The organism is Streptomyces chartreusis NRRL 3882 (assembly GCF_900236475.1).
In the GTDB taxonomy this organism is placed as follows: domain Bacteria; phylum Actinomycetota; class Actinomycetes; order Streptomycetales; family Streptomycetaceae; genus Streptomyces; species Streptomyces chartreusis_D.
In genome coordinates this window covers 2,747,251-2,761,323 of sequence record NZ_LT963352.1, presented here as the reverse complement: position 1 = coordinate 2,761,323, position 14,073 = coordinate 2,747,251, and the positions used below count along the sequence as shown (strand labels likewise).

Annotated in this window: 11 protein-coding genes; 6 read left to right on the top strand and 5 right to left on the bottom strand. The window is 72.2% G+C overall.

What is annotated here, in order from left to right; translation table 11 throughout:
- Positions 1-79 precede the first annotated feature (79 nt).
- Positions 80-1,072, top strand: a complete 993-nt coding sequence (locus SCNRRL3882_RS12125; RefSeq protein ID WP_102514989.1) for a ScbA/BarX family gamma-butyrolactone biosynthesis protein — start codon at positions 80-82, stop codon at positions 1,070-1,072.
- A 76-nt stretch (positions 1,073-1,148) separates the two neighbouring features.
- Here SCNRRL3882_RS12125 and SCNRRL3882_RS12120 read toward each other — a convergent pair whose 3' ends face one another.
- The 4 genes from SCNRRL3882_RS12120 to SCNRRL3882_RS12105 all read right to left on the bottom strand — a co-directional run bounded on the left by SCNRRL3882_RS12120 (position 1,149) and on the right by SCNRRL3882_RS12105 (position 5,327).
- On the bottom strand, positions 1,149-2,600 hold the full coding sequence (locus SCNRRL3882_RS12120) for an MFS transporter (protein WP_102514988.1): 1,452 nt from the start codon (positions 2,598-2,600) through the stop codon (positions 1,149-1,151).
- 125 nt (positions 2,601-2,725) lie between these two features.
- Positions 2,726-3,451 carry an HAD-IA family hydrolase gene (locus SCNRRL3882_RS12115; RefSeq protein ID WP_010041691.1) on the bottom strand — a complete coding sequence of 242 codons (726 nt, stop codon included), beginning with the start codon at positions 3,449-3,451 and terminating at the stop codon, positions 2,726-2,728.
- A gap of 128 nt (positions 3,452-3,579) precedes the next feature.
- Positions 3,580-4,278, bottom strand: a complete 699-nt coding sequence (locus SCNRRL3882_RS12110; RefSeq protein ID WP_010041695.1) for a hypothetical protein — start codon at positions 4,276-4,278, stop codon at positions 3,580-3,582.
- Between the two features lie 56 nt (positions 4,279-4,334).
- Positions 4,335-5,327 carry an aldo/keto reductase gene (locus tag SCNRRL3882_RS12105; protein WP_029181299.1) on the bottom strand — a complete coding sequence of 331 codons (993 nt, stop codon included), beginning with the start codon at positions 5,325-5,327 and terminating at the stop codon, positions 4,335-4,337.
- Positions 5,328-5,688: 361 nt separating this feature from the next.
- Here SCNRRL3882_RS12105 and SCNRRL3882_RS12100 point away from each other — a divergent pair, with 361 nt between their 5' ends.
- The 4 genes from SCNRRL3882_RS12100 to SCNRRL3882_RS12085 all read left to right on the top strand — a co-directional run bounded on the left by SCNRRL3882_RS12100 (position 5,689) and on the right by SCNRRL3882_RS12085 (position 9,092).
- Complete coding sequence (locus SCNRRL3882_RS12100) at positions 5,689-6,699, top strand: beta-ketoacyl-ACP synthase III (RefSeq protein ID WP_010041704.1); 1,011 nt, start codon at positions 5,689-5,691, stop codon at positions 6,697-6,699.
- A gap of 77 nt (positions 6,700-6,776) precedes the next feature.
- Positions 6,777-7,016: an acyl carrier protein gene (locus tag SCNRRL3882_RS12095; RefSeq protein WP_010041707.1), complete on the top strand. Its 240-nt coding sequence runs from the start codon at positions 6,777-6,779 to the stop codon at positions 7,014-7,016.
- Positions 7,016-8,248 carry a beta-ketoacyl-[acyl-carrier-protein] synthase family protein gene (locus tag SCNRRL3882_RS12090; protein ID WP_010041709.1) on the top strand — a complete coding sequence of 411 codons (1,233 nt, stop codon included), beginning with the start codon at positions 7,016-7,018 and terminating at the stop codon, positions 8,246-8,248. The genes SCNRRL3882_RS12095 and SCNRRL3882_RS12090 overlap by 1 nt, the downstream gene beginning before the upstream one ends.
- 79 nt (positions 8,249-8,327) lie before the next feature.
- Positions 8,328-9,092 carry a thioesterase II family protein gene (locus SCNRRL3882_RS12085; RefSeq protein ID WP_010041711.1) on the top strand — a complete coding sequence of 255 codons (765 nt, stop codon included), beginning with the start codon at positions 8,328-8,330 and terminating at the stop codon, positions 9,090-9,092.
- Positions 9,093-9,097: 5 nt separating this feature from the next.
- On the opposite strand, the gene SCNRRL3882_RS12080 is transcribed toward SCNRRL3882_RS12085, so the two are convergent.
- Positions 9,098-9,916 carry an AfsR/SARP family transcriptional regulator gene (locus SCNRRL3882_RS12080; RefSeq protein WP_010041713.1) on the bottom strand — a complete coding sequence of 273 codons (819 nt, stop codon included), beginning with the start codon at positions 9,914-9,916 and terminating at the stop codon, positions 9,098-9,100.
- Positions 9,917-10,173: 257 nt separating this feature from the next.
- Here SCNRRL3882_RS12080 and SCNRRL3882_RS12075 point away from each other — a divergent pair, with 257 nt between their 5' ends.
- Complete coding sequence (locus tag SCNRRL3882_RS12075; RefSeq protein ID WP_078602865.1) at positions 10,174-14,001, top strand: type I polyketide synthase; 3,828 nt, start codon at positions 10,174-10,176, stop codon at positions 13,999-14,001.
- The last annotated feature ends 72 nt before the right edge of the window (positions 14,002-14,073 follow it).

The following is a 14,073-nucleotide window of genomic DNA, read 5'->3' as shown; positions in this document are numbered from 1 at the left end:
TGAGCGGTGCGTGAGCCGTCGCTGGGAGTGTGGGCCGTCGTCAAGGACAGTCTGCACAAAGGGGATTCGCGTGACCGTGATGGCCGAGACGGACCGTGTGGGGGCCGCACTGCGTGCGCTCACGTTCGAGCGCACCGTGGCGAAGGGGCTCGTACACCGGCGGGCGCTGTCGGAGGTGTTCCTGACCGACGGCACGGCGGTCGACGACGACCGTTTCGTGGCCGGAGCGCAACTGCCGCCGTCCCACGCCTACTACACCGATCACACCACTGGCTCCGCGGTCGATCCGCTGTTCCTGCTGGAGTGCTGCCGCCAGGCCGAGACGCACGCGGTGCACGCGCACTTCGGGGCGCCGGACGGCACCAAGTTCGTTCTCCAGCAGTGGTCGATGGAGCTGCCGGGCCTGGCCGCGCTGGAGCGGGCCGACGGGCCGGCCGAGGTGGCGATCGCGGCCACGACGCACGACGCGCAGTGGGCCGGGGGATCGCTGCGCGGTCTGCGGTACCGCATGGTGATCACCGTGTCCGGGCGGCCGGTGGGCGAGGTGACCATGCGCGTGAAGTACGTCGCCGACAGCGTGTACGGGATGCTCCGCGGCCGCCGGGACGGCGGGAGCACGCCGACGTCCGAGTCGTACCGCCGCCCGGTCACGGAGGGCCTCGTGCGGCCCGGGCGCGTGGGCCGGGAGCGGCCGGAGAACGTGGTGCTGCTCGACCCGGCCACCGAGGGCCGGCAGGTCCGGGCCCGGCTTCGGGTGGCCGGCGGGCACCCCAGCCTGTTCGACCACGCCCAGGACCACGTGCCCGGCATGGTGCTGATGGAGGCGGGACGGCAGACGGCCCTGCTGACCGCGGAGGAGCTGTTCGGGGCCCCGGCGGCGTCGTGGTCGGTCACCGGGCTGGAGGCCTCGTTCGACGCCTACGCGGAACTCGACGAGCCCCTGACGGTGGTCGGCGACGGCCACGAGCAGGCGGCCGACGCCGCCGGGACCGTCTCGGTCCCCGTGACGTTCGAGCAGGGCGGGCGCACGGTCGCCCGGGGCGCCTTCAGTCTGGAACGCGGCAGCCGGTGACCGAGAAAGACCGTCCGGACCCCATGCGGTGGGGTCCGGACGGTCTTCTCGTTCCGTAGGCGGAGTGAGGAGGGGCTCACGCCTCCTGAGCGGTGGCCGGGTCCAGGTCACGGTCACGGACCATGGTGAAGATGGCGATCGCCCCGGCGAGCGCCACGCAGGCCAGCACCACGTAGACGACGCTCCAGCCGTGCTGGAGACCCTGGACCGCCCGGTCCACCAGGTCCTGCCCGCCGTCCGCGCGTACGGACCCCAGCCGGCCCTGGACCACGTCGTCGGCCATCGCGCCGTCGCCCGCGGCCAGCTGCTGACGGGTCGAGGTGAGCAGCAGCCCGCCCACGCACGCCACGCCGATCGTCTCGCCGGCGACCCGGAGGGTGTTGAACATGCCCGACGCCATACCGCTGCGCTCGGCCGGCACCACGCTGACCGCCGCGTTGTCCATGACGCCGAAGGCGAGACCGATGCCGACACCGGCCAGCAGCAGCGCCGCGAACAGCCCCGTACGGGACGACACCGGGTCGGTGAACGTCATCAGCAACAGCGCGACGGCCAGCACCGCCGGTCCGACGGCGAGCAGCATCCGTACGGACAGCAACCGCACCAGCGTGCCGGTGAACAGGGGCAGGACGAAGACCGGCAGCGTCAGCGGCAGCAGCATCGCACCGGACATCGTCGACCCCGCCCCGCCCGCGCCCTGGAAGTACGGCGGCAGGTAGACGAGCAGGGCCGCGAACGCGAAGACGATGCTCACCGGCTGCCAGATGATGGCGACGAACGTGGGGCGCCGCAGCAGGCTCAGGTCGAACATCGGCTCCGCGACGCGCAGTTCGACCACGACGAACAGGGCGAGGAACAGCGCCGCCCCCGCGAAGGAGCCGAGCGTGACGACTCCGCCCCAGCCCTGTGAGGGCCCCTCGACGAAGCCGAGGGCGAGCAGCATGAGGGCCAGGGTGAAGGTCACCACGCCGGGCAGGTCGATGCGCCGCGCAGCCGGGTTCTTCGACTCGGGCAGCGGCCGGGCCAGGACGAGCACGACCGCACCGAGCAGGACGTTGACCAGGAACACGGCGTGCCAGGAGGCCACGCCCACCAGCAGGCCGGACACGAACGGCCCCATCGCCAGGCCGAACCCGATCGAGGCGCCGAAGATGCCGAAGGCCCTGGCCCGGGCGGCCCCGCCGAACGTGTGGGCGAGCAGTGCGGAACCACTGGTCAGCACCGCTGCCGCGCCCATGCCCTGCACGAAGCGCGCCAGGTCCACGAGCAGGATGGTGGGAGCGGTACCCGCGACGAGGGAGGCCAGTGCGAAGACGGCCGTGCCGCTCAGGAACAGGCGGCGGCGCCCGAAGAGGTCGGCCGCCGAACCGGCCGCGAGCATGAAGGCGGTGAACGCCACGTTGTAGGCGTTCAGCACCCACTGGGTGGAGGCGGCCGAGGCGTGCAGCGCGCCCGACATGTCGGCGAGGGCGACTCCCGGACCCGTGACGGAGATGGGCAGCATCACGGCGGCCAGAGCGATGGCCACCAGCACCCGCGTGGGACCGGGGCCGGTCTCCGCAGGGGTGGTCCCGGGTGGTGACAGCTCGGAATCAGCAAGTGACTGGGACATCGAAACCTATCAATCCTGTGACTACGGGGTCGGGTGCGGGGTCAGAGCCGGGAGACCGGCAGCGCGGCCGGCGAGGTGTCCTCGGCGGTGAGCGCGTCCTGGGCGGTGAGCAGAGCGCCGAGCTCCGCGAACGAGGTCACCTGTGTGTCGATGAAGGACCCGAACGCCGACACGTCGTCCTCCGAGAAGACCGCGCCGCGCATCAGCACCGTGCGCAGGCCCGCGATCTTGGCCGCGCGCAGGGCGAGCGGGGAGTCGTCCACCAGCAGCCACTGCCCCGGGTCCGCCTCGCCCTCGGCCGCGAGCAGCGCCGCGTAGGTGTCCGGATCGGCCTTGGAGGCGTGGTCGAGCGCCACGTAGTCCTCGGGCCGGAACAGCCCGTCGAGCAGCGAGCGGCGCGCGGTGGTGCGGTCCATCGTGGAGAACACGCGCAACCGCACGCCCCGCGCACGCTGTTGCGCGCAGAACGCCTCCACGCCCTCGCCGAGGGCCAGCGGCGTGCCCCGGACGGAGGTCAGCGACCTGAGCGCCTCGATCTCGGCGTTCAGATGCTGTTCGATGCCGAGGCCCGCGAACAGCACGCGCAGGCTCTCCCGTTGGGGGAAGGTGCTGATGGCCTTGAACTGCGTGACAGTCGCCTCGATCGGCAACTCCGTGTGGCGGTTGATGCCTTCGTGCAGGGCGAGCAGCAGCAGGCTCGACGCGTTCAGGCTCAGCACTCCGTCGAAGTCCAGCAGCACGGTCTGCGGGGAAGCGGCGCGGTCCAAGGCGTAACTCCTGGGGTGGTGGAGGGGGCGCGGCCGGAAGGGCCGGGACCGCGCGGGGGAGGGAGGGGCGCCGGCGGCGCCGGACCGGCCGGGGGCTGCCGGTCCGGCACACGGGGCGGCGCGTGGGGTCAGTCGCGCCAGACGGAGTGCGCGGCGGCCTCGGCGTCGAGGGTGCGCAGCAGGTCCTCGTCGATGGAGTGCAGCGAGTCGACGATGTGCCGGGCACCGGTCTCGCGCATCAGCTGGGGCTGGAAGCTGTGCTCGAAGGAGCTGGGGTGGCCGATGAAGGGGATGTCGAGGGCCTTGGCGACCTCCGCAACGCGGGCCACGTCGTCGATGAACAGCACCTCGTCGTACTTCAGGCCGAAGACCTCGGTGGTGATCTCGCGCAGGCCGGGGCGGAAGTCGTTGGTGCAGACGTAGCCGGGCTCGTCGAAGAGGTCGGCGTGTTCGCCCAGGAAGTGGTCGAAGTGCGACTTGGCGAGGCCGCCGTAGCTGACCGTCTTCAGTCCCAGTTCGCGCAGCCGGCGCAGCAGGTCGATCGCACCGTCGAGAAGCTCGACCGGGTGCTCGCGGGTGTACTCCTCCCGCTCCTTGAAGTAGACGTCGATCGCCTCCTGAGCGGTCCACGGAACGCGGGCCGCGTTCGCCATGCCCTGGCCGCCCACCAGCTGCGGCTGGGAGAAGATGCTGCGCTCGACGTCGGCGGTGTACTCGCCGCCACGACTGACGATGAAGTTGTGGATGACGGGGCTGAACGTGTCGTTCAGCAGGACGCCGTCGATGTTGACGGCGGCCAGCTTGAGCTGCTTGAGCTTGTCTGCCATGGGATTCCTCGTTGCCTGGTGAAACGTGAAGAGTGGAAAGTGAAGAGTGAAGGGAGTCAGTGGCCGACGGTCGCCATGCCCGCCGGGTCGTAGCGCTCGCCGGAGACGACGTCGTGGGGCACCGCGGCCGACACGGCGGCCAGTTGCTCGTCCGTGAGCCGCAGTTCGGCGGCGGCGACGTTCTCGCGCAGGTAGCCGATCCGGCGGGTGCCCGGGATGGGGACGATGTCGTCGCCCTGAGCCAGCAGCCAGGCCAGCGCCAGCTGGACGGGGCTGCAGCCGTAGCTCTCCGCGAGCTCGCGGAGCCGCTCCACCATCCGGACGTTGCGCGCCAGGTGCTCCTGCTGGAAGCGGGGGTGCGAGTGCCGGAAGTCGGTGGGGTCCAGGTCGTCGGGCCGGGTGATCGCACCGGTCAGGAAACCCCGCCCGATCGGCGAGTACGCCACGAGCGAGGTGCCCAGCTCCCGCGCCACCGGCAGGACGTCCGCCTCCACCTCGCGGGTCCACAGCGAGTACTCGGTCTGCAGGGCCGCGATGGGGTGGACGGCGTGCGCCCTGCGCAGGGTCTGCGCGGTCACCTCGGAAAGCCCCAGGTGCCCGACCTTGCCGGCCCGCACCAGCTCCGCCATGGCGCCGACGGTCTCCTCGACGGGGATGTCGGGGCTCTTGCGGTGGAGGTAGTAGAGGTCGATGTGGTCGACGCCCAGGCGCTGCAGTGAGGCGTCGACGGCCCGCCGGCAGTGCTCCGGGCTGGAGTCGATGTTCCGGCCCTGCCTCGGGTCGCTGTCGTCGCGCCGGATGCCGAACTTGGTGGCGAGGACCACCTGGTCGCGGCGGCCCGCGACGGCCCGGCCCACCAGGCGCTCGTTGTGGCCCTTGCCGTACATGTCGGCGGTGTCGAGCAGCGTGACCCCGCTGTCCAGGGCCGCCTGGAGGGTCGCCAGGCTCTGGGCCTCGTCGGTCGGACCGTAGAACTCCGACATCCCCATGCAGCCGAGACCGATGGCGGAGACCACCGGACCGTTCGTGCCAATCCTGCGTTGCTGCACTCAGTTCTCCTCGTGCGCGGTCGTGAGCGGGGTCGTGTGAAGGGGTGTCCGGAGCACGGCCCGCCTGCACCGCGGCGCGGGGCGGGCCGCTGCCGGACGCATTCCAGGCTGGCAGTGCGTACTTACGCGCCACTCATGTGCCGCTCACGGCCGACGTGAGCGGCGCGTGTCCCCTGCGTGGGCCGCTCGTGAGGGAAAGCGGAGCCCGCGTTGCGAGGGTGAGAACTCCGACGAGCGCCACAGCGCATCGGTGCACCACGACACCAGCCAGGAGGAACGACGCAGTGACGGCTACGACAGCGACAACGGCTGTGGCTGACAGCAGCACCTCGACAACGTCCCACGGTGCCGGAGCTGCCGGATGACCGGGTCGGACCGCGCGGCGGTCGTCGCCGGTCTGGGCAGCTGGGTCCCGCCCACGGTGGTCACCAACGACGACCTCGCCCGGCACCTGGACACCTCGGACGAGTGGATCAGCAGCCGGACCGGGATCCGCCGGCGGCACGTCATCGACCCGGGCGGATCGACCGGCGACCTCGCCGTCGAGGCCGGGCGCAGGGCCCTGAAGTCCGCGGGCGAGGAACGGGCCGACATCGTCGTCGTCGCCACCAGCACCCCGGACCGCCCCTGCCCGGCCACCGCGCCGGAAGTCGCCGACCGGCTGGGGCTCGGCGGTGTCGGCGCGTTCGACATCGCCGCCGTGTGCACGGGCTTCGTCTACGCGCTGGGCACGGCGGCCGGTTTCGTCCAGGCTGGCTTCGCCCGCTCCGTCCTGGTCATCGGGGCGGACACCTTCTCCACCATCCTCAACCCGGCCGACCGTACGACCAGGGCCATTTTCGGGGACGGCGCCGGAGCGGTGTACCTGCGCGCCGGCGCGGCGACGGAGCCGGGCGCCCTGAAGGGGCTCCACCTCGGCAGCGACGGCGGCCAGAGCGACCTCATCCAGGTCGCGGCCGGCGGTTCACGGCAGCGTTCCACCGGCCTGCCGGCCGCCGCGGAGGCCACCTACTTCACCATGGAGGGCCGCCCGGTCTTCGCGGAGGCCGTGCGCCACATGGCGTCCTCCGTGACGACGACGGCCGACGCCGCGGGCTGGGCCGTCGAGGACATCGACAAGGTCGTCCTCCACCAGGCCAACGCGCGGATCCTGGCAGCGGTCGCCGAGCGCATCGACGTACCTCTCGAACGCTTCCCCGCCAACATCGAGCGGGTCGGCAACACCGTCGCGGCCTCGATCCCGCTGGCCCTGGCCGACGCGTCGGCCGACGGCGAACTGCTCCCCGGCCAGCGCGTCGTGCTCGGCGGGTTCGGCGGCGGGCTCACCTGGGGGTCGGTGGCGCTCGTATGGCCCGACATCACGGCGGCCTGACGCCGGCCCTCGCCGCAGCACAGCCACCCTCGTCCCTTCACCCCTACATCACTCACCGCACCACAAGGAGAAACACCATGCAGGCGATCGCGGAGCGGGTCTCGGTCCTTCTCTCCGACCAGTTCAAGGTCAAGCCGGAGACCATCGCGTCCGAGGTGACCCTCGGCAAGCTGTCCTTCGACTCCCTGGTCCTGATCGAGCTCGGCCTCGTCCTGGACAAGGAGTTCGGCGTCGAGATAGCGGACGGTGAACTCACCGAGCAGCACACCCTGGACGACCTGGTCCAGCTGCTGTCGGCCAAGGGAGCGGCGGTCTGATGGCGGACGGTCGTACGCAACGGACAGCCGTCACCGGTCTGGGCCTGGTGACCCCGGCCGGACTCGGCGTGGAGGAGAACTGGGAGCGGGTGCTGTCGGGACGCTCCTGCGCCACGCGCGACCCGGCACTCGCCGAGCTGTCGGTCGACTTTTCCTGCCGGGTACCGGGGTTCGACGCCGGCGAACTGCTGGGCGGCTTCGCCGGCTGGCAGCTGGAGCGCTTCGTCCAACTCGCCGTCGTGGCCTCCCGGATGGCCGTCGCCGACGCCGGATGGGACGCCACGACCTGGGATGGAACCCGGGTCGGGGTGGTGCTCGGCAACTCGCTCGGCGGCGCAGCCACCTTCGCGGAGCAGCACGACACGCTGCGCGATCGCGGCGCCGGCAAGGTCTCGCCCCTGCTGGTGACGAAGTACATGCCGAACATGGTCGCCGGCTATGTGGCGATCGACTGCGGTGCCCGGGGGCCGAGTCTGGTCACCGCCACGGCCTGCGCGTCCGGGGCGACCGCCATCGGCATCGCCCGGGACCTGCTGCGCTCCGGCGTGTGCGACATCGTGCTGGCGGGCGCCAGCGAGTCCGCGCTCACCCCGACGGTGATGGCCGGGCTGTGCAAGATGGGCGCCCTGTCCAAGTCGGGGGACGCGCCCGAGCACGCCGGCAAGCCGTTCGACGCGGAACGGGACGGTTTCGTGGCCGCCGAGGCGGCCGGCGTGCTGGTCCTGGAGCGGGAGGCGGACGCCCGTGCCAGGGGCGCGGCGATCCGCGCCGTCGTCAGCGGTTACGGATCCTCCTCCGACGCCCACCACGCCACCGCCCCGCACCCCGACGGGGAGGGCATCGAGCGGGCCCTGCGCGCCGCCCTGGCGGACGCGGGTGCCGACCCCTCCGACGTCCGCCACGTCAACGCGCACGGCACCGCCACCGCGATGAACGACCTCGTCGAGGGCAGGATGCTGCGCCGTGTCCTGGGCGACACGCCCCTGGTCACGTCGACCAAGGGGGTCACCGGCCATGCGCTGGCGGCCGCGGGCGCCATCGAGGCCGCGTACACGGTGCTGGCCGTGCAGCACGGCACGGTGCCGCCGACGGCGAATCTGAAGAACCCGGATCCCGCCATCGAGTTGGACGTGGTCAGCGGCGAACCCCGCACCACCCCGGTGGACGTCGCCGTCAGCACGTCGCTGGGATTCGGCGGCCACAACGCAGCGCTCGTCATCACGTCGGCCTGAGCCCCACGGAGCGCGCCGGGCCGGGAGCACGCTCCCCGCCGGCGCGCTCCCCACGGCCCCGACCCACCTAGGAATGAGCATGGCTTCCCCCTCCGACGATTCCGACGACTGGACGCACGTGCTGCGCCCCTCGGCACACCGCACGGCCCGCATCGTCGTCTTCCCCCACGCGGGCGCCGGAGCCCAGCGCTACGCGAGCGTCCTGGCCGGTCTGCCGGAAACGGTGGAGGTGGTGGGCGTCACGCTGCCCGGGCGGGAGCGGCGCGCGGGCCTTGCACCCCGTACGACGCTGACCGCCGCCGTGACGGGCATCCGCCGGGAGCTGTGCGTCCTCGCCCCCGCCCCCACGGTCTTCTACGGGCACAGCCTGGGCGGGCTGCTGGCACTCGCCGTCGCCCACACCGGCGGACACTGCGACGGCCTGGTCGTGAGCTGTTCGCAGCCCGGGGCCGGAAGCCGGCCACGCCCGGAACACCCGGGCCCCGCCGCCGAACTGGCCGGGATCTTCGCCCGCCACCGCCTGCCCGCCGACGCCCTGCGCGACCCGTCGCTCAGCCCCGCGCAGCAGGCCCTGGCCCAAGACCTGGCGCTCGCGCGGGAGGCGCTGCACACCGTGGAGCCTCTCCGCCTCACGGTGCCGGTGACCGCGCTGGCCGGTACGGAGGATCCGCTCGTCGCGCCGGGCGTGCTGCCGCTGTGGGCCCGCTTCACGTCGGGCCCGGTCCGCTGCCGGCTCGCCGAGGGCGGGCACTTCTTCCCCTTCACCCCGTACGGCCAGGGCGTCCTGCTCGAAGAGCTCCTCGCGTCCCTGACGGCCGCTCACCCGGGGGCGCCCGCCCGTTGACGCGGCTACGCCCCGACGAGATGGGGGGAGCGGTCGTCCAGGAACGGGTGCTCCAGGGCGTCGTCGGAGTTCAGGATCTGCTGCTGGAGGCGTCGCAGACGGTGTGAGGGCTCCAGGCCGATCCCGTCGGTCATCGCGGCGCGCACGCCCTGGTAGGCCGCCAGCGCGTCGTTGCGGCGCCCGGAGAGGTACAGCGCCAGCATCAGGTACTCGTGCAGCACCTCGTCGTAGGGATTGAGCGCCACGAGGGCGTGCAGTTCGCCGACGACCTCGGCGTAGCGGCGCAGTCGCAGGTCCAGGCCGACGCGCTGGCTCAGCACCGCCTTGCGGTCCTCCTCCAGCCGTAGCACGTGCGGGTGCAGCACGGGCCCGGCCGGCACATCGGCCAGGGGAGCGTCACGCCACAGTCTCAGGGCGTTGTTCAGCTGGGCCGACGCCTCGGACAGATCCCCCCGGGCCTCGGCCTCTCCCGCCGCCGAGACGAGCCGGTGGTAGCCGACGATGTCGAACTGTTCGCCGGGGACTTCGAGCCGGTAACCGGTGGCCTCGGTGATCAGCGTCTCCTTGGGAAGACGGTCCGAGGGGCCGCCGTCGACGGCGCGGCCGATGCTCTTGCGGATCTGCATGACGCAGTTCTGGATGCCTGTCGAGGCGCTCATGGGCACGTCGAGGCCCCACAGTTCGCGCTCGATGGCGGCTCGCTGCACCACGCGGCCCCGGTTCAGGATGAGCACGGCGAGGAGCTTTCTGGCCTTCAGCGCCGTGGGGACCACCGACACGCCGTTCATGGTCACGCGCAGGGGGCCCAGCACTCTGGCGATCATCCGTCCTCCTCGCTCAGGCAACCTGTGTAGCGGTTTATCAATGGACTGTAGCCCATTTTTCTACTCGTGTCGTTCGAGGGGGCGGCGCACGGTATGAGTAAATCGCAGGTCGTCAGCCGCACGGAGTGGTCAAAAGTCACCCGTGGCCCACCCTTTTCCTGGCGTTCATAGAGTCAACTGGAAGTCAAACTTGGTCTCTGGTGTACTTTTGGACCTGACACCGCACAACTGAGGGGGGCTTCGTGCAGCAAGGCGGCATGCCTGACATCGCGATCGTCGGGATGGGATGCAGATTTCCGGGAGCGCGCGGGGTGCGTGCCTTCTGGCGCCTGCTCGAAGACAACACCGACGCCGTCACACCCGTGCCGGAGGACCGGTTCGACGTGCGGCGGTACTACTCGGCGCGGCCGGGCGAACCGGGCACGACCGTCTCGCGGCACGGTGGGTTCATCGATGACCTGTACGGCTTCGACGCCGCCTTCTTCGGAATCGCCCCGCGCGAGGCGCTGGCCATGGATCCTCAGCAGCGGGTCCTCCTCCAGGTCGTCTGGGAGGCGCTGGAGGACGCGCACATCCTGCCGTCCTCGCTGGCGGGCAGTCGCACCGGCGTGTTCGTGGGCCAGGCGACCGCCGAGTACGGAGACCTGGCGGAGTCCGACGGGCATCAGGACGTGCACGGCATGGCGGGCAGCCGGCTGCGGACGATCACCGCGGGGCGCCTCTCCTTCGCCCTCGACCTGCGGGGGCCCAGCCTGGTGGTCGACACCGCGTGCTCCTCGTCCCTGGTGGCGGTGCACCTGGCCCGGCAGAGCCTGCTGACCGGGGAGAGCGACCTGGCCGTCGCCGCGGGGGTCAACGCCGTGCTCTCGCCGTCCGACGCCATCACCTACTCCCGGGGCGGCATGCTCGCACCCGGTGGACGCTGCAAGTTCGCCGACGCCTCGGGCGACGGCTTCGTCCGCAGCGAAGGAGTGGGGGCCGTGCTGCTCAAGCGGCTTCCCGACGCGCTGCGCGACGGCGACCAGGTCCTCGCCGTGCTGCGGGGCAGCGCCGTCACCAACGACGGCCAGGGCAGCGGAACGCTGCTGCAGCCCGCCGTGTCCGGACAGACCGAGATGATCCGCTCCGCCTGCCGCAGCGCGGGCATCACCCCCGCCCAGTTCGACTACGTGGAGGCGCACGGCACCGGCACCCCCGTCGGGGACGACGTCGAACTGCGCGCCCTGGCAGCGGCCTTGGGCGACGAACGGCGGCCTGGGTCCCGCCCGCTGCCCATCGGTTCCGTCAAGACCAACATCGGCCACGCCGAAGCCGCCGCCGGGATCGCGGGCCTGATCAAGACGGTGCTCATCGCCCGGCACCGCACCATCCCCGCGTCACTGCACCTGCGCACGCCGCACCCGGTCCTGGCCGGGGACGCCGCCGCCCTCGCCTGCGTCACGCGCAACACCTCGCTCGTGCCGGGCGGCCCGGCCGCACTCATGGGAGTCAGTTCCTTCGGTCTCTCCGGCACCAACGCGCACGTGATCGTCGGCGAGTACGTGCCCGAGCCGCGCACGGCGCAGCTCTCGCACGGAGCTTCGGACGTTCCCGGAGGACCGCAGTTGCTGCTGCTCAGTGCCCGCACACCGGCCGCCCTGAGCGGACTCGCCGCGCGCTACGCCGGCTTCCTGGAAGGCGCCGAGGGCCGAGCGTTCACGCTGCGCGACATCTGCCACACCGCCGCGACGCGCCGTGACGCCCACCCCCACCGCCTGTGGGCCGTCGGCCGCACCCACGACGAACTCGCCGCCGCGTTGCGCGCCCTGGCCGCGGGCGAGGAGACCCCGGACGGAGGGACGGCGGACGCCGGATTCGCGGGCGACCGCCGGACCGCCTTCGTCTTTCCCGGACAGGGCTCCCAGTGGCTCGGCATGGGCCGCCGTCTGCTGGCCTGTGAAGCGGTGTTCCGCCGGACCCTGACGGAATGCGACGCGGCCGTCCGGGAGGAACTGGGGTGGTCGGTCATCGGCCTGCTGACCGGCGACGGCGAGGACACACCCCCGCAGGAACTCCCCGATGACGTCGCAGTGGTGCAACCCCTGCTGTGGGCCGTGCAGGTGTCGCTGGCCGCGCTCCTGCGCGCCAAGGGCGTCGAACCCGACCTGGGTATCGGACACAGCATGGGTGAGGTGGCCACCGCCCAGGTCTGCGGGGCGCTGTCGCTGAAGGACGCCGCCTCGGTCATCTGCCGGCGCAGCTCCCTGATGCAGCGCCTGGCAGGGCGCGGCGCGATGCTCGCCGTCGAACTCGACGCGCTGAGCGCGGCGGACGCCGCGGCGCCCTACGGGGACGCGGTGTGCGTCGCGGCGGAGAACGCCCCCGGGAGCACCGTCCTCGCCGGGGACGCGCACGCCCTGCACCTGGTCGCCGAACGCCTCCAGGCCGAAGGGGTGTCGTGCCGGCCCGTCAAGGTCAACGTGGCGTCGCACTCCCCGTACATGACGGAACTGCGGGACGACCTGGCCGACGCCCTCGCCCACGTCACGCCGTCGCCCGCCCGTACCGCGATGTTCTCCACCACCCGTTGCGAGCCGGTCGACGGACCCGAACTCGACGCCGCCTACTGGGTGGACAACCTCTGCGAGCGGGTGCGTTTCGTCGAGGCCGTGCGGGTGGCCGCCAAGGAGGAGACGGTGTTCCTGGAGGTCGGCCCGCACCCGTTGCTCGTCCAGTCCGTCACGGCGGTCCTCGACGAGCAGGGCGCCGCCCCGGCCGCCGTCGCCACCCTCAAGCGCCACCAGGACGACGGCGAGAACATCACCCGGGCGCTCGGGCAGCTCTTCTCCCACGGCGGGCGCATCGACTGGAACCGCTTCTTCCAGGGGACCGCGCCCCGCGTGCCGCTGCCGACGTACGCCTGGGACCAGGAACAGTTCAGGAGGGAACCGGCTGCCGTCCCGGCCCCCGCCGCGGCGTCCGCCACGCCGGCCGAGCACGTACGGGAGGTCGGACTGCGCGAGTTGGGCCTGGACGACCTGGGGGAGAGCGTCCGCACCCGGGGCGGCGCGGCCGTCGTACCGCCGGTGCTCTACGTAGAGGCCGTCCTGCGGGCGGCGGACGACATCGCGCCGGGCGGTGCGGGCGTGCTGGAGGACGTCGAGTTCGGGACCCGGCCCTGGGAGCTGGCACAGGCGCGCGACGCCGCGGTACGCGTGTCCCTGGCGCCCGCCGCACAGCGGGGCTGTTTCGTGTTCACCGTCACCACGCTGCGCACCGTGGACGGCACCCGGGACGGTGAGCTGTGCATGACCGGCAGGTACCGCACCGCCGGGCAGAGCGCGGTGGCCGGACCGCACGGCCGGGAACTGCTGGACGCCGGCCTGACCCGGTGCACCGGGTACGTGCCGGCGGCGGAGTTCTACCGCCGCGCCCAGGGCCGCGGCTACACCGTCGACGCGGCGCTCCGCACCGTCGCGCAACTGTGGTGCGCCGAAGGTGAATCAGTGGCTCGCATGCGCCGCTCGCCGGGCGCGGGGACGGCCGGGCTCGAAGCCGGGCTGCTGACCATGCTCGCCACATGGCCGCACTTCACGGGCGCGGGGGGAGAGGCGGACGGCTACGTGCCGGTGTCCTTCGGCCGCGTCCAGGTCCAGGACGCGGCGGGAGTCGGCCGGGACCACTGGTGCGTGGCCCGCTTCACGCCCTCGGACGGTACGGACGACGCGCGCTGTGACGTGTGGCTGACGGGCGAGGACGGCGGTCCGATCGCGGAGTTCCGTGACGTACGGCTGCGTCGCCGAGCGGTGGGGCCCGCCCACGAGGCGCGCGCCGCGCAAGCCCCGGTGCCGGCTCCCCCGGCCGCCACCCCTGAGCACGCCCCCACACCCGACGACGTCCTGAAGCAGGCCGCCACCGTGCTCGGCCTCTCGGCGACCCGGCTCGATCCGCGCAGGCCCCTGCGGACCCTGGGACTGGATTCCCTGCTGGCGGCCGAGCTCAGGGTGCGCCTGCACCGCACGGCGGGTGTCGACATACCCGCCACCCGGTTGCTGGGCCGCGAACCCATAGGCGTGATCGCCGCTTCCGTGGCGTCCCCGTCCTGAAGTCACCACAGAAAAACGAAGACCATGACTCATAGATGTACCGTGGTATAATTTTCTCCTGGCCGGGGGAGC